This window comes from Anaerolinea thermophila UNI-1 (assembly GCF_000199675.1).
GTDB classification, from domain to species: Bacteria; Chloroflexota; Anaerolineae; order Anaerolineales; family Anaerolineaceae; genus Anaerolinea; species Anaerolinea thermophila.
Genome location: NC_014960.1, coordinates 2,864,969 through 2,883,808 on the forward strand (window position 1 = coordinate 2,864,969; position 18,840 = coordinate 2,883,808).

At 44.7% G+C, this 18,840-nt stretch carries 15 protein-coding genes; 6 read left to right on the plus strand and 9 right to left on the minus strand.

Translation table 11 applies throughout. From position 1 onward, the window contains the following. Positions 1–16 precede the first annotated feature (16 nt). From ANT_RS12960 to ANT_RS18025, 6 genes are all read left to right on the plus strand, one after another. Entirely contained in the window at positions 17–3,961 is a 3,945-nt protein-coding gene (locus ANT_RS12960; protein WP_013560981.1) for an FtsK/SpoIIIE domain-containing protein, read from the plus strand. 126 nt (positions 3,962–4,087) lie between these two features. After that, on the plus strand, positions 4,088–5,044 hold the full coding sequence (locus tag ANT_RS12965) for a WXG100 family type VII secretion target (RefSeq protein WP_013560982.1): 957 nt from the start codon (positions 4,088–4,090) through the stop codon (positions 5,042–5,044). Positions 5,045–5,057: 13 nt separating this feature from the next. Continuing rightward, positions 5,058–5,897 (plus strand): hypothetical protein, encoded by an 840-nt coding sequence (locus ANT_RS12970; RefSeq protein WP_013560983.1) that lies wholly within the window; start codon positions 5,058–5,060, stop codon positions 5,895–5,897. Positions 5,898–5,921: 24 nt separating this feature from the next. Further along, positions 5,922–6,557: an FHA domain-containing protein gene (locus ANT_RS17155; protein WP_013560984.1), complete on the plus strand. Its 636-nt coding sequence runs from the start codon at positions 5,922–5,924 to the stop codon at positions 6,555–6,557. 295 nt (positions 6,558–6,852) lie between these two features. Beyond that, on the plus strand, positions 6,853–7,515 hold the full coding sequence (locus tag ANT_RS18020) for an ISAs1 family transposase (RefSeq protein ID WP_013560985.1): 663 nt from the start codon (positions 6,853–6,855) through the stop codon (positions 7,513–7,515). After that, complete coding sequence (locus ANT_RS18025; RefSeq protein WP_049784909.1) at positions 7,505–8,020, plus strand: ISAs1 family transposase; 516 nt, start codon at positions 7,505–7,507, stop codon at positions 8,018–8,020. Before ANT_RS18020 ends, ANT_RS18025 begins: the two co-directional genes overlap by 11 nt. A 901-nt stretch (positions 8,021–8,921) precedes the next feature. Here the strand turns inward: ANT_RS18025 and ANT_RS12990 are convergent. From ANT_RS12990 to ANT_RS13030, 9 genes are all read right to left on the minus strand, one after another. Next, positions 8,922–9,290, minus strand: coding sequence for a transposase family protein (locus tag ANT_RS12990; RefSeq protein WP_081460272.1), 369 nt, complete (start codon positions 9,288–9,290; stop codon positions 8,922–8,924). 194 nt (positions 9,291–9,484) lie between these two features. Continuing rightward, positions 9,485–10,294 (minus strand): transposase, encoded by an 810-nt coding sequence (locus tag ANT_RS12995; protein ID WP_172634560.1) that lies wholly within the window; start codon positions 10,292–10,294, stop codon positions 9,485–9,487. A gap of 26 nt (positions 10,295–10,320) precedes the next feature. Then, on the minus strand, positions 10,321–11,397 hold the full coding sequence (locus ANT_RS13000; RefSeq protein WP_013560988.1) for an ArnT family glycosyltransferase: 1,077 nt from the start codon (positions 11,395–11,397) through the stop codon (positions 10,321–10,323). Continuing rightward, complete coding sequence (locus ANT_RS13005) at positions 11,387–12,484, minus strand: glycosyltransferase family 4 protein (RefSeq protein WP_041455048.1); 1,098 nt, start codon at positions 12,482–12,484, stop codon at positions 11,387–11,389. Before ANT_RS13005 ends, ANT_RS13000 begins: the two co-directional genes overlap by 11 nt. Then, positions 12,477–13,517 carry a glycosyltransferase family 4 protein gene (locus tag ANT_RS13010; RefSeq protein ID WP_013560990.1) on the minus strand — a complete coding sequence of 347 codons (1,041 nt, stop codon included), beginning with the start codon at positions 13,515–13,517 and terminating at the stop codon, positions 12,477–12,479. Before ANT_RS13010 ends, ANT_RS13005 begins: the two co-directional genes overlap by 8 nt. Beyond that, complete coding sequence (locus tag ANT_RS13015) at positions 13,517–14,848, minus strand: O-antigen ligase family protein (RefSeq protein ID WP_013560991.1); 1,332 nt, start codon at positions 14,846–14,848, stop codon at positions 13,517–13,519. The genes ANT_RS13010 and ANT_RS13015 overlap by 1 nt, the downstream gene beginning before the upstream one ends. 10 nt (positions 14,849–14,858) lie before the next feature. Then, complete coding sequence (locus tag ANT_RS13020) at positions 14,859–16,043, minus strand: glycosyltransferase (protein ID WP_013560992.1); 1,185 nt, start codon at positions 16,041–16,043, stop codon at positions 14,859–14,861. Next, the gene (locus tag ANT_RS13025; protein ID WP_172634627.1) at positions 16,040–17,176 is read right to left on the minus strand and encodes a glycosyltransferase family 4 protein; all 1,137 of its coding nucleotides are present in this window, start codon (positions 17,174–17,176) and stop codon (positions 16,040–16,042) included. The genes ANT_RS13020 and ANT_RS13025 overlap by 4 nt, the downstream gene beginning before the upstream one ends. A gap of 14 nt (positions 17,177–17,190) precedes the next feature. Then, positions 17,191–18,834, minus strand: a complete 1,644-nt coding sequence (locus ANT_RS13030) for a glycosyltransferase family 2 protein (RefSeq protein WP_013560994.1) — start codon at positions 18,832–18,834, stop codon at positions 17,191–17,193. Between the last annotated feature and the right edge of the window lie 6 nt (positions 18,835–18,840).

An 18,840-nucleotide genomic window follows, 5' to 3' on the forward strand; every position in this document is an offset into this window, starting at 1 on the left:
TTTTATGTAATATAAAATGGTACACCAAAGAAATTCATTCACAACAATAGAACAGAATATATTTATTGCCCGAAAGCTTTTTTTCCCTGCACCCCGGGAACCTGTTTGCTTACCAGATGATAGGATAGATATTCCTTTACCGCCAAATGCCCCTTCACCACCACCAGCGCTCAACTTGTGGACCACACTCATTCCGCCAGTGCTGATGCTTGGCGGAATTGCAACCAGTGCTTTATTAAATTCACAAAACCCTTACGTGATGATTCCAATGGTTTTTATGGGGTTGGGATTTCCATTGGCTAATTGGCTGGGAACGAAAGCCCAAAAACAAAAATATGTAAAAGAATTAAAAGATAGAGAAAAAAATTACCAACATAAGCTAGACAAAATCCGCGAAGAAATCGAAACTCTTGCTTTACAACAGAGAAAAGCATTAGAAGATGCCTATCCCAATTTGGAAGGTTTACGTCAAATTGCATTGAGCGCAAATAAATATATGTGGTCCAGACGGCCTTCCGATGAAGATTTTTTAACTTTTCGAATTGGGTGGGGAAGCATACCGCCTTCTTTTTCTATTAATTTACCCCACCACGGAGATTCAAACGATCCATTATTCAACCAAGCCGATCAGCTTGCGCGTGAGTATAAAACAATTGAGAAAATGCCATTCTTGTTAAACTTGGGCAAGATTGGAAGTTTAGCAATAAATGGCAGAAGCAAAGTCATTTATCCTGTTATTTTCCGATTGATCGTAGATCTTCTGATACATCATTCCCCTCAAGATGTTCGTTTTATAGTATTTTCGGATACCCCGCAAGCTATAGATAATTGGGAATGGTTGAAATGGGTACCTCACACAGACGCACTGAATACCAAGCAGCAAACTTATTCATTAGCGTTTGACTCACAAACAATCGATAAAGCCTTGAAAGAAATAATGGAAGAATATTCTCGTCGACGAGAGGCATTTATCACATCTGAAAAGAAACCTACAAAGGCTTTGGTTGTAATTGTCGATGATTTAGGTAGTGTGCGCCAAAGCCCTGACATGTGTGAGTTAGCAGAAAATGGGTGGGAAGTGAGTATATATCCAATTTTCATAGGGGGGCGAGATTTTCCAGTTGGATGCAGAGCAAGATTAGACATTCATGAAGATTTGCGATTCTGTTTTGCCAAAACAAGCGGCCAAAAAGCAGAACGACAGGAGGGTTTTTATGAAAAATCCTCTCGTGAAGAATGCGAAAAGATAGCGAGAGCAATAGCATGCTGGAGAGCCCCTACCAACAAGACTCAAGTTTCTTTACCAGAGCAAGTTCGGCTATCGAAAGTCCTAGGTATGGAGGCTATTTCTCAAGAAGGAATTCAAAGTGCTTGGTCCATGCCATATGAACCTAAAGATTTATTACAATTTCCGATAGGGGTTTATACCCAGCGCGACCACTTGGAACTGGCGGTCCTTAATTTTTTGGATCAAGATAGAGGGGGGGCTCACGCATTTCATGCCATTTTAATTGGCTCAACCGGAAGTGGAAAAAGCGAATTCATGAAATCCCTAATTTTAGGAGCAGCCATTCGTTACTCGCCAAAATTCTTAAATTTCTTTATCATGGATTTTAAAGGCGGTAATAACTATCAGATTTTTACAACATTACCTCACCTCAGCGGTTTTGTTACCAACCTGGATAAAAATGAACTTGTCGAACGTGTAATCGATTCAATTCTTAATGAAATTGACCGAAGACAGGCTAAATTTACAAACGCCTCAAAAAAAGATATTTGGGATTATAACGAGGAATTCCCGAATAATCCTCTTCCCCATCTCATTTTATTTTTAGACGAATTTACTAGAGGTCTTACAGAATTTCCGCGATTGCGCGAACCATTGGATGTGCTGGTTCGCCAAGGACGTTCATTGGGAATGCATCTTATTCTAGCCAATCAAAGTGTTAATGCAGAAGTTGATAAATTACTTGAGAATGTGGGATGGAGAATCGCCCTGATGGTTAAAAAACCTGAAGAAATGCACTTTATAAAACGAGGATTACCTTCTCCAACACGTCCTGGACAGGGATACCTGTACTTAAGTGGTGCAGGCGAGATTATTGTATTTCAAGCCGGTTATGGGGGATACCCCGTACAGAACGAAGAAGAATTCAGTAACAACTTTCTCGTTTATGAAGTAAAAGCAGATGGAAGTTATCAGGAAATTGAAAACCCATCCTCCTTCACCTCTCATTCCCAGGAATTCACATCCTCAGCGTCTCTCAAAGAAGAAGATGTGATTTTGTTAAATATTCACAAGGTCACTGAGGTTTTACACATTCCACCTGCAAAAAAGATCTATCTGGATCCTTTGCCTCCATCTTTGTCGTTTACATCAATTCTTGAGGAAGCAAAAATTAAACCTGCCTATCTAGATGGAAAATGGATTAATCAACAGGATTCTTCTCATATTATTGTGCCTTGGGGCAAATTGGATTTTCCAGAACTAAGTTTACAAAAAATGTTAATTATAGATTTTGATGAAAAAGACGGCCATCTCTGGATTACAGGCGCTCCAGGTAGCGGAGTGGGAATAGCACTTTCCTCTCTCTTGATGATGCTTGCTTTGACACACACACCTGATCAGGTTCAATTCTATATCATCGACTTAGCCACTGGAGAATTATCAGCATTTGAAACCTTACCACACACTGGAGCAATAATTTACCCCAACAAAGATGTTCCACAAGAAAATGAGCGACTAGAACGACTGTTAAATATGTTGGAATGGGAAATGCAAAAACGTTCCCAAGTCCTCAAAGAAACAAGAGGAACACTGCACGGACATCCTAGCCTGTTTGTAATAATAAACAGCTTTGCTGAATTGCGGATTAATTTTCCAAACCTTGTTGACCGTTTAGCTTCAATTGCACGAGACGGGAAAAAATTAGGAATTCATCTGATCATTACTACTAGTAGGCGATCAGAATTACACCCCAATATTTCAAGCATTATTTCTCGTCGGCTTGTTTTGAAGTTGTCAAACAAAGATGAGTATACAGATACAGTTGGAAAAAACGTTGCTCCAATCACTGAAAATGTTCCTGGGCGAGGATACTGGATTGACGATAGAGTGGCAATAGTCCAAATTGTTTCCCCCCCAAATAACTTAGAGGAATATATCCACAACATGAGAATGTCGTGGAAAGGGCAACTTCCCGTAAAGATTGAAATTTTACCTGATAAAATACCTCTTTCCCATTTACTTCAGGAGCTAAAAGAGCAACAAAAAAGTGAAGAAATTTATATTCCTATTGGGAAAAAATATGATACTCTTGAGACAATCTCTCTTAGCCTTCACGGAACTCCTTCATTTCTTATCTTGGGTCCCAAAGGAAGTGGAAAGAGCAACTTTCTGTCCTCCGTACTGCTGAGTGTACTGAAACAAGATAGTGCAAACAAATGGGAATTGCGAGGCTACACATTTCGCCAAAGCCCTATTTCAGAATTGCGAGGACAGTTTTCAACACTTACAGTATTAACTTCAATAGAAGAAATTATTAGAGACTTTGAACAACTCATCGAAATATTGAGAAGGGAAGAAACACCACAAAATAAGCCTCTGTTACTGGTGATTGACGATCTTGGCTTTGCTTTCCACCCAGAGCGAGGAAATTTAACAAAATTAATTAACGATTTAGGTACTATATTGGATACAGCAAGCAATGTAGTGTTAATAGCAAGCGGATTATTAGAAGAACTCCGCGTGTACTTTGGAACGCCACTGGTGAAATATTTGCGTCAAAACCGAACTGGTTTGGTATTATCAAAGGACCCAAGTGAAGTGGAGTGGCTCGGAGTATCACCATCCACTCTATGGAATTATCGACAAATGGAACTTCCTACAGGCCGTGGTTTCTTTATCTACAAAGGGCATCTACAATTTGTACATACTCCTTATAGGGATAAAAACGGCTAAGATAGAAACATAATTTTGGCAAACAGAAGTAACTTAAAGTTTCTTTATAATGAACAGATTAAAAGCACAAATTATTTGAATCCATACGCATTACATCAATAATTTGTAGAGGGGAGACACTAAGCAATGAATATTATCCATATGGAAACAGATCTCGTATATGAACAAGGCAAAAAGATGATGTATACTGCATCAGATTTCTTTAACCTTGTTGATCATCTTCAAAACGCCATTGAAGATTTACGACAAGCATGGTCAAGCCCGCGCGCTACCACTTATTTATTAGAGATTGAAAAAATTCACAAAGACTTGGTAAATCAAGTCCATGTGCTAGACGAACTCTCCAGAAGAGTCAGGCAAGAGGTTGATGAATGGATTGAAACAGACAGAACACAATCTGCTTATTTAACCGCCCTTAGAGAATCCTTTGAGATTACCAGTTCAGATCTTGATAAAGTTGTTGCAGGTGCAGTTTTATCTTCAACCCTGCAATGGTCAGTGAAGCGGCCGAATAGCATCATTTTTACAGGTAATAACTGGATGCGAAAAGCTCTGGGAATCAAAGAGATGGTGCGAGTAATTAAACCCAGCACACTGGCACGAGGGATGGCAATTGGTGGAACAATAGAAGCTCTTGGCTCAGGCATTTCAACAAGTGTAGAAAGTTTCTTAGAAAATGGTCAACAAGATATAAGCCGGGGAATTTCAGCCGCAGTGATTGATTTCAACGTCAAAACTATTCTTACCGGTATCGGTTCCGTGGGAATCCCTGTTCTACTTGGAGGAATGGTATCGGTAACAGGATTACCTGTAATAGCAGGAGGCGCAGTAATCATTGGTGGAAGTGTTTTACTTGGGTTAGCCTACTCAAAATTTGTTGAAGCACCTCTCTGGGAAATGTGGAAAGGATCAACTTTGCACGAAGAAGCTATAGAATCAGGCAAGCGGGCTATTGACAAAATATCAAATGCTGTGAGCCATTTAACCTCTCAATTTGTTCAAAAGACAGAAAAGGCTTTCTCAAATGTCATTAGAGGAATTCTCGACACCACTCCTGTCGTATGTATTCCTGTCACTTCATAGGAGAAATAGAAAAATGAAAAACAATGAACTTTTTGAATACGTTATTTCTACTGAAGAGCTGGCAATTTCTCTGGCTCTAGTAAATCGCCCTGATCTTGCCAAAGCTACTCTCTTTGAGGTGTTTGGAGAACTTCCCAATAACGTTTTGGAGGAAAGGCTCAAATCATCCAGCCACTCTATCCTCGCTAGGGGATTGGCAACCATAGATAATAATGGAATGCCTCACCTTTCTGAGAAATTTCAGCAAGCACTGGCACCTCTCTTTCTATTTGAGGGCATGCTTCAAATGGTTATAAATCGAAACACACCGCAAATCATTAACATTCACTTGGGTAAAGAGCACCAATTTACGGCTCATTGGGTAGAACAAGGCGTTATTCATCATCTTGTATTTGGCGATCTTGTCAGTATCTTGGATTGGATAACAGAACAATCATCTCTCCCAGAACACCTGTCCGAAGAATTGTATTTATTGTCGGAAAAAATAAAAGGAAAAATTCCAATGGAAATTTTTGCTGATCTACCCGATAAGGAATTTTCCGATGGAGTGTTTGTTTTAACTCAATATGGGCTTGATCCTGAATTAGCAAAAATACTGCTGAAAGATATTCGTCAGCCAGAATTTCGTGGGTCTGTCAGTTATCTTCCTTTTCATTCAGATCAAAAGTTCGAATCAGAAAATTATTTTCAACCAGTAGCAGGGGTATTCTTCTTGAAAGGAAAATCTTCTTGGATTCTGACATTTCCCAAAGAGGAGAAAAAACAGAATGGTACCTTGTTACCTGGAACAAAGAATGAAATGCGTGTCAATATTCAGGAACTGTTACTAAAAAAAGATTTGGCTTTTTCATGACAAAAATAAATATTTGGATTCATTGTGACGAAAAATGAAAATGGTTTTCTGATACATCATTACAAAGCGGTAGGATTTATGTCTCATGTTGCAGTAACTCTTGAATATGACCAAAAAACCTTTGATTTGGCTCTGCCTTTACACGTCCCCGTTTACCGACTCGTCGAGTGGATACTATCTTATTTGAATCTTTCAACCACTTCTGGATACAGATATACTCTTGCTATTAAATCTGCAAACGGCATCTATCGGATTTCTCCAAATACCAGTTTAGGAGAAAGAGGAGTATGTCACGGGATGTTCCTGGTATTAATCAAGGATGATCTACAGTTACAAACAGAATCATTTCTCCAGACAGAAGGGGGGAAAAAAATACCTATAAAATCCAGAAAGACAATATTAGGACGTAATGACCCAAATAATGGGATATATGTAGATATTGATATTAGTTCATTGGCTGAAAAACCTTCTATCATTTCCCGTGAACATGCCAAAATTGAGCAAGATGAAAATAATTTTTACTTGGTAGATCTGAAAAGCAAAAATGGCACAAAATTGAATGGACAATGGCTAACTCCTCAGCAAAAATATTTATTGAACGACGGTGACGTAATAGAATTTGGGAAAAGCGCTATAAAATTAAAATTTTTCAAGCAATAAATATACATTTCAGCATATCACTATCTCAAAAAGGATTGCTGGGGCACCATTTTGATAATAATACGCCCCAGACTTATCCAGCAAAGAAACCATCAGTTTTACAAGGTTTATTAAATCTTCTTTTTATGTTTGGCTTTTTATCGAACTATCACAATGCTTCATCTAGTTCTATTTTCCACCTCAATAATAGGCTAGTTACAAGGCTTTTAAAGTAGGCATTTAGGTAACAAAATAGACCTTCTTCGGTTATGCTTTGAGTTGAACAAACAAAAAAAACATACCGAGGAAGGCCAAAATGAAGTGTAACATAGAAGCCGGAATTGTGTTTGATGTTGGGAGCCTGTATGCACATTTTCAACGTTTGCAGGACACCAGGAAACCCAAGGGGATACGGTATCCGCTGGCATTGGTGCTGCTGCTGATCGTGTTGGCGAAGATCTGCGGAGAAGATCGTCCCAGTGGAATTGCCGAATGTGCCAAACATCGCACGGAGATGCTGGTGGAATGGCTGAAGTTGAAAAGGAACAGCCTGCCGCATCACAGCACCTATCGGCGCATTCTGGCAGAGGTGGTGAATGTAGAAGAGTTGGAACACATCCAGCATATCTACTTGAGCGGGGAGAAATCATTTGGCACACAAGTGCTGGTGAGCATAGACGGCACAGTACTCCGCGGGACGTTGGATAATCAGCAACAAGGCACCTATTTGCTGGCAGCCTATCTACCGGCAGAAGGGATCGTGCTGATGGAAGTGGCTATCGAAGGGAAAGGCGGCGAGATCCCGGCGGCTCCCAGGGTGTTGAACCGCCTGGATTTACGGGAAAAAGTGGTCATCGGGGATGCTTTACACACCCAAAAGGAGCTTTCCAGGCAGATTGTAGCAGCCGGGGGGGGATTATATTTGGTTTGTGAAAGGCAATCAGGCACAGATAGAAGAAGATATCCGTTTGTGGTTTGAGCCAGACGTGCAACCTATTCCGGGAATGAACTTTCCGCCTAAGGATTTTGAGAGCGTCACCCTGACCAACAAAGGACATGGACGCATCGAACAGCGTACGCTCACCGTGAGCAGCCAGCTCAAGGGTTTTCTCCCCTGGCCGCACCTGGAACAGGTCTTCAAACTGGAGCGTCGTTTTACCTCCATCCGCACAGGTAAGGTGCAGAAACAGGTCGTGTATGGGATCACCAGCCTGAGCAGGCAAGACATCACCCCGAGACAACTGCTCCAGATGACCCGTGCGTACTGGGGCATTGAAAACGGGCTTCACTATCGTAGAGATGTTACCCTGTTGGAAGATCGTACGCGCATGACCAAGGGAAGAATGGGGCAAGCGATGGCTTGTATCAACAATCTGGTACTGGGCATTCTCCTGGGCAAACTGAAGTTTCGTTATCTTCCCCGCACCAGACGCTACTTCGCTGCTCATCCTGATGAAGCCTTATCCCTCATTACTCGACTTTAAGAAAGCCCTGATAAATACAACGAAAAATTTTCTGGAAAGAAAATTCGCTATAATATTGAAAGGATATCATCGATTTGATTCCCGAGCCTAATAAGCGATCAGTTAAAAGCCGGCTAGATCTCGGTAATAAAAGATGCTATATTTCCGGCTTATATTTCAGGTTGAGTAACTTCACGATTTGTTGTAGAATTTCCCATATATTTGAAGAAAGCTGGTTGATAAATTTACAGATAATTACGCCGGAAAATATTCCTCGATTGAAAAGGCATTCACTTGGAATTTTCCAGGGGGTTTTGGATATCATCGTTGTTCTGGATCGATGGTTAATACTTGATTTTCAAGAGCGATGGAAGATTATTGACCTGAAATCGGGTCGGATCGATGGTCCTTTTTATCCCCTCGACAGTACCAGCCCGCGAAGTTGGGTCGAAATTAAACCAAAGGGATTGATCCATTTCTGCTAGAGTGAACAAGGGTCGATGGGATGCAGTGATTTTGATCTGAACTCCGGAACCTGGAAAGGTAGTTCTATTGGGTATGAGAGTATGGGATCTGTAGTATTCATTAACGGCGTTGCATTTACTAACCCCAATCAGTACTTAAAAATGTCACAAGTCAGTAGCCACAACCCGATATGCGCTGGGTTACCGCTGGCTAAAGGGAGTTTAGTGAATACGGCATTCAACAACTCCTTGCTGGTTACGCTGGATAAGGTGAAACAAGAACTGTTGGTGTGGTATTGTGATATTCCAGACTCTCAGCAGTAAAAATAGCGTACAAGCATAATAATAGGATCCGTAAGATCGCGAAATGTCTTTTAGCCTAATTGAAGTCTCTTTGAAACCAGAAAAATTTCTCGGAAATTCCCTTTTTTTAACATGAAACTTGCGCAAGAACCAATTCATTGCGAATCATCCAATGTCCTGCGTAACACTTTGCCGTCTATGCTCACCAGCACTTGTGTGCCAAATGATTTCTCCCCGCTCAAGTAGATATGCTGGATGTGTTCCAACTCTTCTACATTCACTACCTCTGCCAGAATGCGCCGATAGGTGCTGTGATGTAGCATGCTGTTCCTTTTCAACTTCAGCCATTCCACCAACATCTCCGTGCGATGTTTGGCACATTCGGCAATTCCACTGGGACGTTCTTCTCCGTAGATCTTCGCCAACACGATCAGCAGCACCAATGCCAGTGGATACCGTATCCCCTTGGGTTTCCTGGTGTCCTGCAAACGTTGAAAATGCGCACAATAGACCTTCCTCAGTATGGTTTTGTTTGTTCAACTCAAAGCATAACCGAAGAAGGTCTATTTTGTTACCTAAATGCCTACTTTAAGAAATCCCTGCCTCCCCCATTTTGATAATTCACCCCAGCGCTTATCCAATAAGGGAATCATCATTTTTTACTAGGTTAACTTAATTTCCTTGCTCTGTTGCAAAGATAGGTTAGGAAGAGATACACCTAGCGGTGTATGTTGTAGACCAGTCCTTTGATAATCGGTTCTCGGTTTTGCAGGCTGCGTTTCCGCGAGCGGATGGCTTGCCCGAATTTGCGCTTGATGACCGAATTCACGGTTTCGGTCTTCCAGCGTTGACCATAGAGACCATCCAGGCGAGCCGCAGAGACAAGCTCGCTTCTTGCTCGTCGTTCAGGGGCCAGCAAATTTCCACCTCGCCGAACGGGTGGAATCAAGTCTTGAGGCCGGACAGTCCGACCATCGAACCCTGAATCGGCCAGCAAGACCCAAGCCCGACGTTTGGCAAACCGCCTGGCTTTGCGGCGCAGATAGCCCAGATAAGGGGCATCGCTACCTGGACCCCAGCCGGATTGCATCGCAAGGATGAATTGCGAGACAATTCCAACGGCATAAACGCCCTTCGCCCAGTGGCGATAGGCTTTTCCCGAACGGCTTTGGTAGTAAGAACTGGCCGGGCCGGGTGAGAAGCCGGTACTATCGGCAGCCACCCCTTCTTCTTCAGGCCGTCCGATTTCCTCGAGCAAGGTCTCGTTCATGCGCATCCAATCCGCTTTGCGTATCTTGGCGTAGGTACGTTGCAGGGTCGTATGATCGGGAACACGCGGTAATTCCAGCTCCTTACCAACCGCATCGCTTGCCAGCAGCCATTCTTCCATGTCGCGATAGCTGAGATTCAGGTAGAACATCAACAAAACACAGGCCCCCAACTGCGGCAACGTGAAGTGATGGGGACTCTTGGCATGTGAATACATCGGTAATGCTTGTTTGGCAAGCCGGTAGGCGATCCTCGCCACTCGGACGTATCTGCTTTCTCGTGTGGTCATACCGTATGTTTACCACATTTCAACCATGATTGCAACAGAGCAACTAAAGAACAATAATTTATTATCACTTTTATAAAATATGCTGAGGATAAACTCAGCATGGGTAGAAGAGTAATGTAATAATGTTTGTAAGTATGTCCCGATAATGAAACCAAAACATATTCAATTGGCAATGTTACTGCTATCAATTGCAAAAGGTTAACAAGCCATTTATTGTTATCCTTACCTAAGAAAATATCCATTACAAGTAAAATATAGCCTATCATCCCAAATTGAAAAAAGCCCGTCTCAGTTAACGGCTCAATCCCGGTTATTAATGGTGCTAGACGATTTAACAAATCTTTATTTTGGCTTGAATATACAAAGTTATAGTAAAAAGCCTCCAATAAGTTGGGTAATCCACCATGGATATAAAAATACAGGACCCAAAACGCAGGAAACAATGTCCAACCCAAAATAATTAAGAATATGTTTTTGAAAAGGAATAGTTGTCTTTTGCCAAACATTTTATACAGAGTGAGTACAATTATTCCTAAGAAAATACCTATGGTTGTTTGTTTTATACAAAACATTAATCCCGAAAAAACACCAACCGAAAAATATAAAATAGATCTGTTCTTTCCATTTATCCTATCAAACATAACAAGCAGTAAAAATTGAAACACCAGTGCATATTCCTCCGTAAGATTTCCACCTTGTAACACAAAAACTAGGGTAAGTAACCACAGTGTCGAAACAATCAAACCAACAAAATCCCCAAAATGCTTCTTAATTAACTGATACGCTAATAAGGATGAAATAACCAAACAAACCAGTTCAATCGTCCACACACCCCAGCGTGAATTATCGAATAACAAACCTAAAGCATTGACATAGTAAATTACGGGGGGTTTATGATCCCATATATCTCTATATGGCAATCCACCATTCAAAATCTGTTGTCCCACATACAAGAAAACCCCCGAATCTCGATGTAGCCCCTTCATAACCCATGGGGAATAAGGTAACAAAGTAAAAATGGGCAAAACGAAAACAACCAAAGCAAAAGAAATCTTCTTAAGACTATCTTTCATTTTCCAACCAATCCACAATTTTCATGACGCCTTTGCTCAGTTCAAATGAGCCTAGAAACCTTTCTCTAGCCCGTCGTGATAATTCATTCCGTAGAAATGAGTCCTCCAGAACCTGAACAATTTTTTCTGCCAGTAATTCATGGCTCCCAGGTGAAACGAGAAACCCCTCCTGCCCATCCCTGATAATTTCGGGGATACCGCCCACATTTGAAGCAATCACAGGTATTCCCAGAGAAATCGCTTCAATAACACTCAACGGACAATTATCCGCTCGCGCTGGATGAAGATGAAGGTAACTTTGTGATAATTCCTGCAACACCTGATTTGGAGAAACACTCCCTAAAAACAGTATGTGATTATCTACTCCCAAATTTCTACTCAGGTTTTGATATTCAATGCGCTTGGAACCATCGCCTAAAATTCTCAAACTGACATCCGGATACTGAGAGACTATTTCGGGCATCGCTTTGATTAAGATGTCCACCCCTTTCCAATACTCCAAGCGTCCTGTATAGGTTAATATTTTTTCCTTTGGACAAGGTAATATTCCTGCAGACAATGGGTCTCCGACCATGTTGTGAAAGACAGTAATTTTTTCTGGCAAAACTCTGTATTCGGTAACTAAATCTCGAGACTTGACAAAATCAGATACAGCAATAATATGGGTTGCCAATTTATAGATTAATCTTTTACGGATAATTTTTAACTCAGTAACCCAATTTCGTTCTTCAGCAGCATCAATCACTGTATGGTACCAGGCAATCCGTTTTTTGACTCCAAACAACCACCCAACGAGCATCATCCAGTTAACAGAGGCAAAATTTGCAATTAAACATGCTGGACGATATTGTTTGATCAGTCTTGCCAGATAAATTGCATCTTTAAGCCTGGTGGGGCGCCTGGAGGGCCAGGTTAAAATTCGGAGATTACCTTCAGCAACTACCTGCTCAGAAGACAATCCAGGAATAAGCACAACCACCTGCCATCCTCGCCTGACCAGTTCTTCTGCAACTCCTCGATACATTAAAGACAAAGAATTTCCAGAAGCCCAATGCCCACCAATTCCAAGAAAAATTGTCTCACCCATGAGCAAACACCTCATCAAACAACTTCTCCCACTGCGGGAGCACCACCGACCAGTCGAAGGCTTCGGCTTTGCGGCGGGCACTGCAAGAAAGACGTTCCGCCAGATCCGGCTCGCGCAGAAGGCGCAGAACCGCCTCCGCCATGGCATCGGCATCAGCAGGGGGGACGAGCAGGGCATCCTGTTCGTGCTGGAGCAGGTAAGGGGTGCCCCCCACGCGGGTGCTGACCACGCACAGTCCGCACGCCATGGCTTCCATCACGCTGACAGGGGTATTGTCTACACCAGCGGTGTTGAGGAAGATATCTCCCTGCTGAAGGACCTGCGGCACCTCTTCTTTAGGCACCCTGCCGGGCAGGGAAAGCGCGCCTTCCAGCCCATACCGCTGTGCTGTACGGCGGACTTCCTGTAAACTGCCGTCGCCTTTTTCGGGACCGTACATCGTTAAATGAACATCCGGTGCCCATTCTTTGACCCGGCGGAGCACCTCAACCGCCATCGCCGGGCGATAAATAGCGTGAAACGCCCTCAACCACACCAGAGAAGGGCGCAAATCCCGCCGCAGCCGAAAGGGGTAGCGCCTAATTTCCAGAGGATTGGGGATGAGGAGAATGTCCTGCCGGTACAGGCGCATGTGTTCCTGCAGGTAGGCAGAGGGGGCTACTACGGCATGGGCGTGCCGCAAAAGCCGGGAAACCCGCCCCGAGCATTTTTGCGCAAAGTGGGGCAAATTTCCTCCATGAAGCCAGAGGATATACGGCTTTTTCAGCCAGCGCAGTATCAGGCATACCGCTTCAGCCCACCGGAACGCCGCCCCGCTATACACCTCCACCAGGGCAAGGCGGTATTGATTTCGCTGTTTAAGTGCTGTGGTCAGCATGTCGGCAAGGCGCAGGGCGCGGCTGCGCTGATGCGAAGTGGTGATCACCTGCCAGCCGCGGGCGTGCAGATGCTCTGACAGATCTTCCCCCACAGCGCGCCCCAGTCCATGCCGGGAGAGGAAATTGCCCACAAGAAGCACGGGTGGATGGCTCATTAACGGGTCTGGTTTCCTGTCTTTTGGATGGAATTGTGACGATTCTCAGCCCAGCCCGCCAGCGCCAACCCGAAAATGAAAGCAATTGCCACCACCCGCATGGCGGCATGGGACATTTCCAGGAGAGGCCAGGCAAGCAGAGCCGTTGTCAAGGTCTTCTGCAGAGGCGTTTGAGCCCGCCCCCATGCCTGCACTGCCATACTCAGCAAAACCAGCAATGCAAGCACTCCAAAAAAGCCGTGCTCTGCCAGGACGCGGGTGTACTCGGTATGCGCGGCAACATCATAGCCTAACAACTGCAGAGAGGCGTACTTTGCCATGCCGGGACCCACCCCCAGCAGAGGATGCTCCCCCCACACCTGCAGTTGGGCTTGCATAATCTCCAAACGATTGGTCGTTTCCAGATTGGCATAGCGCACCCGCACCATGCCCTGGGTGAAAGAGTCGAGGAACGGCACAGCCCAGAGACTGGCTACCATTAAGCCAATCAGTAAAAACAGGATCAGCGCATTGCGCAGGCGGGGATTTGCCAGCATGGAGGGCAAAGCCAGAATCAACGCGCCGGCTACGTTGTACACGCCCCCGCGTGAGAAGGTCAGCACGCTGAAAATCAGGAAGGTCAATGCCAGCACTCCGGCGATCCAGCGTTCCCCCAATCGGCGAGTGCTGATAAATAACAAGATACACAACAGGGCCCCCAGCCCCACCAGCGCGGAAACCTGATTGGGGCCAAAACCGCCGCTGGTGACGAAATTTGACTCATCAGTAAACGCCACAATCCCTACCGAGCGGATGGTGCGCAAAATGACGGCGAGAACTGCTAAAAGGGGGGCGATGGTGACCCACAGGATGGTTTTGCGTTCTTCGCCGCTCAGGCGTACCTGGAAGAAAAACAACGCACAGATTGCCAACGCCAGGGGACCCGAGAGATTGAAACTGATGGCTGAACGGGCTTTCTCGGTCAAGCCCAAATCCAGCACCGTGAGAATGATGGAAGGAAGCAGAAGCGAGAAATACAGCAAGGGCATGCGCACCCCGCGCCAGCGCGGCAGGCGCATCAGCGCCAGCCCCAGCAGGAACACCGTGGCATATTTGCCGTATTCCCAAAAGACATTTGCGCCGGTCATGCGCCAGAGCACTTCTGCGCCGGTGATGTAAGCGGCAACATACAAAACTCTGCGGTAGTTCCGTCCAAGAACAACCAGAGTCCCTATTACCAGAGTGGTGATGGCATGGAGGGTGGAGAGTGCAGGATACTGAGAAAATAAAATACCCAGCAAAAGATGAAGAAAAAGCCATAAAATGAGGATAAAAGGATTTATCGGGCTCACGATTGACCTGCTAAGCGATATCCTGCTCAACAAACAATTCTCTAACTTTTTTCAGGTAGTACTCGTAAGTAAATTTCCGAGCGTGTTCTCTAGCCCTTGCCGATTCTTGTTCCCATTTATCTGGCAGATGGATATATTCCAGTAAGGTTTGCTGGTAAGTTTGAATGTCATCCACAGCGATCGCAGCCCCAACTTGAAAGGATTGAAGATACTGAGGAATGCAACTGACTGAACTTGCAATCGGAATCGCGCCAAACGCCATACCCTCGCTCAATACTTTGGGCCAGCCTTCACTACTACTACTGGGCAACAACACAAAGTGGGCTTTGGCATACAGAGAAGATAGTTCTTTTGGGGAAAGCCACCCCCAAAAAATCACTTTCTTCTCAATCATGGCTGGTTCACATTTTTCTTCGTACCATTTCCGCTTTTCTCCATCCCCCACTAAATGCAGGGTATACGGCACACGATTTTTCTCAAAGATCTGCACAATGTCCAGCGCTCTGTCCACACCCTTGGCTTCTTCTAAGCGCCCTACAAATAAAACCTGAATGGGCAGAATAAGTCTTTTCTCAGAGGACATCCTTTGCGCCTCTGCTAACTCAATTTCAGAAAAGGAAGGATTATAAAAAGAACGGATGAAAGCGGGTTGGTGGAACCAGGAGCCGTTCACGGTCACGACTCCCCGCAAAAGACCGGTGCGAAGAAACCAGCGCTGAAAAGAATACGACCATGGTTCTTTCTGTTGGGGCATCCAGGTCCCTGCGTATTTAAACCAGCGTCTTCGGGGAAATTTTCGAAACAAGAGCATGAGGAGAGCCAACATACTGATATTTGCTGGACAGCGTACGTGAACAGCATCCGCAATTTTCAAATATCTGGAAATGACGTTAAAGTACGCAGGGTAATTTTTAAGAATTCTCCATTTTTCACCCAATGAATTGCCGCCAGAAGGAGTCACAGAAGCAAGGGTGATATTCGCAGATGTATATGGCAAAGCGCTCTTTGGGGGAACACCGGGATATAAAGGAGCAACGTGAATTACCCTGCGAAAAAGAGAGGAGAGCCAATCGAGTTCCCGAATGGTCGGAGCCCATCCCCAGTAGCGGCCATCATGGTAATAGTGTGGGGTATGGGAAATAATCAGCAAGGTATCACCTACAATTTTTTGATCGGGAGAGACAGGTAGATTCATTGAGGTAACAATTGAAGGAGAAGATGATGATATTCCAAAACTCTTTTTTCCCAGGTTGCATGAGCCATTACATAGTGATAGGCATTCTGCCCCAGTTGTCTGGAATATTCCTTGTTTTCCAGCAAAGAGATCACCGCACTGGCTAATGCGGTTGGATCATTTTGAGGAACAAGAAGCCCCGTATACCCATGGAAAATGGCTTCTGAAGTCCCTGTCCCAAGCGTTCCAATAGATGGTTTTCCGCACAAGGCGGCTTCTAAAATGGCTATTCCAAACCCTTCCACATCCCCATCTGGCATTTCTCTGCTTGCCATGATGAAAATATCACAAGCGTTATAGGCTTCAACAAGTTCAGAATTTCCCAATCTGCCCAGAAAATGAACGTGATCCTGCACCTTCAACTCGCTTGCTACCTGTTCTAATTTATCTCGCAGGGTGGGCAAACCCACCATCCAGTACTGAGCATCAGAGAAACGTGAAAGAATCTTGGGAAGTGCCCGAATCACCACTTCCTGACCTTTCCGATCGGTGACATTTCCGACGGTTAAAAGAATTGGACTTTGATTTCCATTAAATTTCGCACGTAAAGAACTGAGACGTTTTTCAGGGAGAGGGAAAAAACGTTCCTCATCCGCCCCGTTGGGAATCACCGTAATCCGGTCAGAAAGGATTCCTAATGTCTCCATCTTGGCACGCGTGTACTGACTGACTGCAATCAGGTGATCCATACGATGAAAAGCCCAACGGGTAATACGTGCCTGCCATCCGGTAATTTTTCCAAACTCCGTGCCATGCCCCACCGCCAGAAACGCCATTCTGAAAAAAGGTTTCAACACCCCTGCCAGCCATACCATTTTTTCTCCACTGAAAATTACTGCTTGAGGAGAGTACAGCCGAATGCACTTCCATATTTCTCCCAAACGATATCCTGCAGTCAGCATTCTCCAACCTGAACGGGATAAAGAATGAATAGCAAAAGGCTGGGATGAATTAAACGCTTCTCTTTCCTGTGGTGAGACATAATCCTGAGGGGCGACCACCAGTACCTGCCAGTTGAGTCGTGCGAGATGCCGGCTCAATTGATAGGCATGGGTACCAATTCCACCAGGACCCGGAGGAAATTCCGAAGACACGATTAAAATTTTTCTCATCGCAATTCGGGGATTTGGGGAAACTGAGCCAACAGCCGATTTGCAGACCGGATTCGGCGCCGAAATTCCAGAACGGTAACAGGCAAAAGAAGCAGTCCTGCAATCATTTTGGCAATTTTTTGGAGCCAGCCTCCATGAACACTAAAAGACCCCAGGAAAGACATCCAGAGGAACTCCTGGACCTGATGCAACCGAAAATAACGTTTCACCAGATAAATTTCCGAAACGCTGGGCAGTTTTCGCACCCAAATCGAGCGGCGGCTTAAGGCATAGGTAACCACTCTGGCGCCATGAGCACGCAATCCCCCACGTGGAGCATGATGGTGGAGCACCTGGATTTCCGGATTAAGCACCATGAAAGCCCCGCTCAGATAAAGGCGCATTCCCAGGTCATGGTCTTCATTTTGTCCCTTATTGTAGGCATTATCAAACAATCCTGTGCAGGAAAGTGAAGATACGCAAAGGCAGGTATTATTGGTTGGAAACACATCACTAACTCTTAATCGCAGGAAACTTTCATGAAGTTGACCCGCGCCGATTTCATGGGCAATGCCACAAGAAGCATCACACTTCAATGCCAGGAGGGTTCGAAGATGTTTTTCCACCAGATCCTGAGGAATTTCGTCATCGTCATCCAGGAACAGGACATACTCCCCACGAGCATGCAATAATCCAAAATTTCTGGACAAGCATTGTCCGGGCTCATCCAGGAAAAACAGGCGCAGAGGGAGATCTTGAAATTCCTGATAAAACGCTGTACTGCGCTCTTCTTTCGGGGTTTGATCCACCACAATCACTTCATAAGGAGGGACGGTTTGCGTCTTCAATTGCTGAAGTACAGTTTTTAAATAAGGGTACCGTTGCAATGTCGGGATGAGTACAGAGACTCTGGGAATCTTTTCGGATGTTTGCGCATTAAACGAAAGCCTGCTGGATGAAGCAATTACCCTCTCAACGAGTTTGCCTTGCTCGTGATTTTCTAACAACACCTTCAGGAGATGAAACAAACCGGCTTTTTTAGTAAGCCAGGCTCTGATACATGCCCAGTACAACCATTTTTTTCCAAAATTCCGGCGGATAAACCGAATTTGATCCTTCAAAGGGATCTGGGGAGGTGTTAGAAGATACTGAGTCGGCATTTCTTTCAGCAACTGGGGGGAATAACGCAGAAAGCCTCCCTGCACCATGGAGCGGTATCCCCAATCCAACCCAGCGGCGTCCAGGGACTCGAACGTTTCTGAAGGCACACCATACCGACACAAAAATTCTCTCCTCACCAGCGCCATTCGCAAAGACACCCGCCAGGAGGAAAACTCAATATCTGGATCAGCATCCCGATTCAGCATCCAGGTCGGGCGGACAAAATCCATCCACTCGGGTTTCCCTGCCATCCCTAAACGCATTCCCGCATGCCATAGATCAATGGGCAGATTTGCCAAAAGCGAGGATAACACCTCGTCAGAAGGCAAAGGAAGGCTTGCCTCCGCTACCAGCAAAGCCTCTGCAGCGGAGTGCTCTTTCCAGGTTTTCAGAAAATCTACAAGACTGACGAGGCTGTTTTGACAGGTAAAAGAATCTCCCCATTTCCATTCTGACTGGGAAGAGGGTGCAGGAAACTGTAGAAGATCGACTTTTATCATCAAGTT

Bases quoted from the DNA above. Each gene is read 5' to 3' on its own strand.
- ANT_RS12960 (WP_013560981.1), top strand. From the start codon at position 17: ATGGTACACCAAAGAAATTCATTCACAACAATAGAACAGAATATATTT.
- ANT_RS12965 (WP_013560982.1), top strand. From the start codon at position 4,088: ATGAATATTATCCATATGGAAACAGATCTCGTATATGAACAAGGCAAA.
- ANT_RS12970 (WP_013560983.1), top strand. From the start codon at position 5,058: ATGAAAAACAATGAACTTTTTGAATACGTTATTTCTACTGAAGAGCTG.
- ANT_RS18020 (WP_013560985.1), top strand. From the start codon at position 6,853: ATGAAGTGTAACATAGAAGCCGGAATTGTGTTTGATGTTGGGAGCCTG.
- ANT_RS13000 (WP_013560988.1), bottom strand. From the start codon at position 11,397: ATGAAAGATAGTCTTAAGAAGATTTCTTTTGCTTTGGTTGTTTTCGTT.
- ANT_RS13005 (WP_041455048.1), bottom strand. From the start codon at position 12,484: ATGGGTGAGACAATTTTTCTTGGAATTGGTGGGCATTGGGCTTCTGGA.
- ANT_RS13010 (WP_013560990.1), bottom strand. From the start codon at position 13,517: ATGAGCCATCCACCCGTGCTTCTTGTGGGCAATTTCCTCTCCCGGCAT.
- ANT_RS13020 (WP_013560992.1), bottom strand. From the start codon at position 16,043: ATGAATCTACCTGTCTCTCCCGATCAAAAAATTGTAGGTGATACCTTG.
- ANT_RS13030 (WP_013560994.1), bottom strand. From the start codon at position 18,834: ATGATAAAAGTCGATCTTCTACAGTTTCCTGCACCCTCTTCCCAGTCA.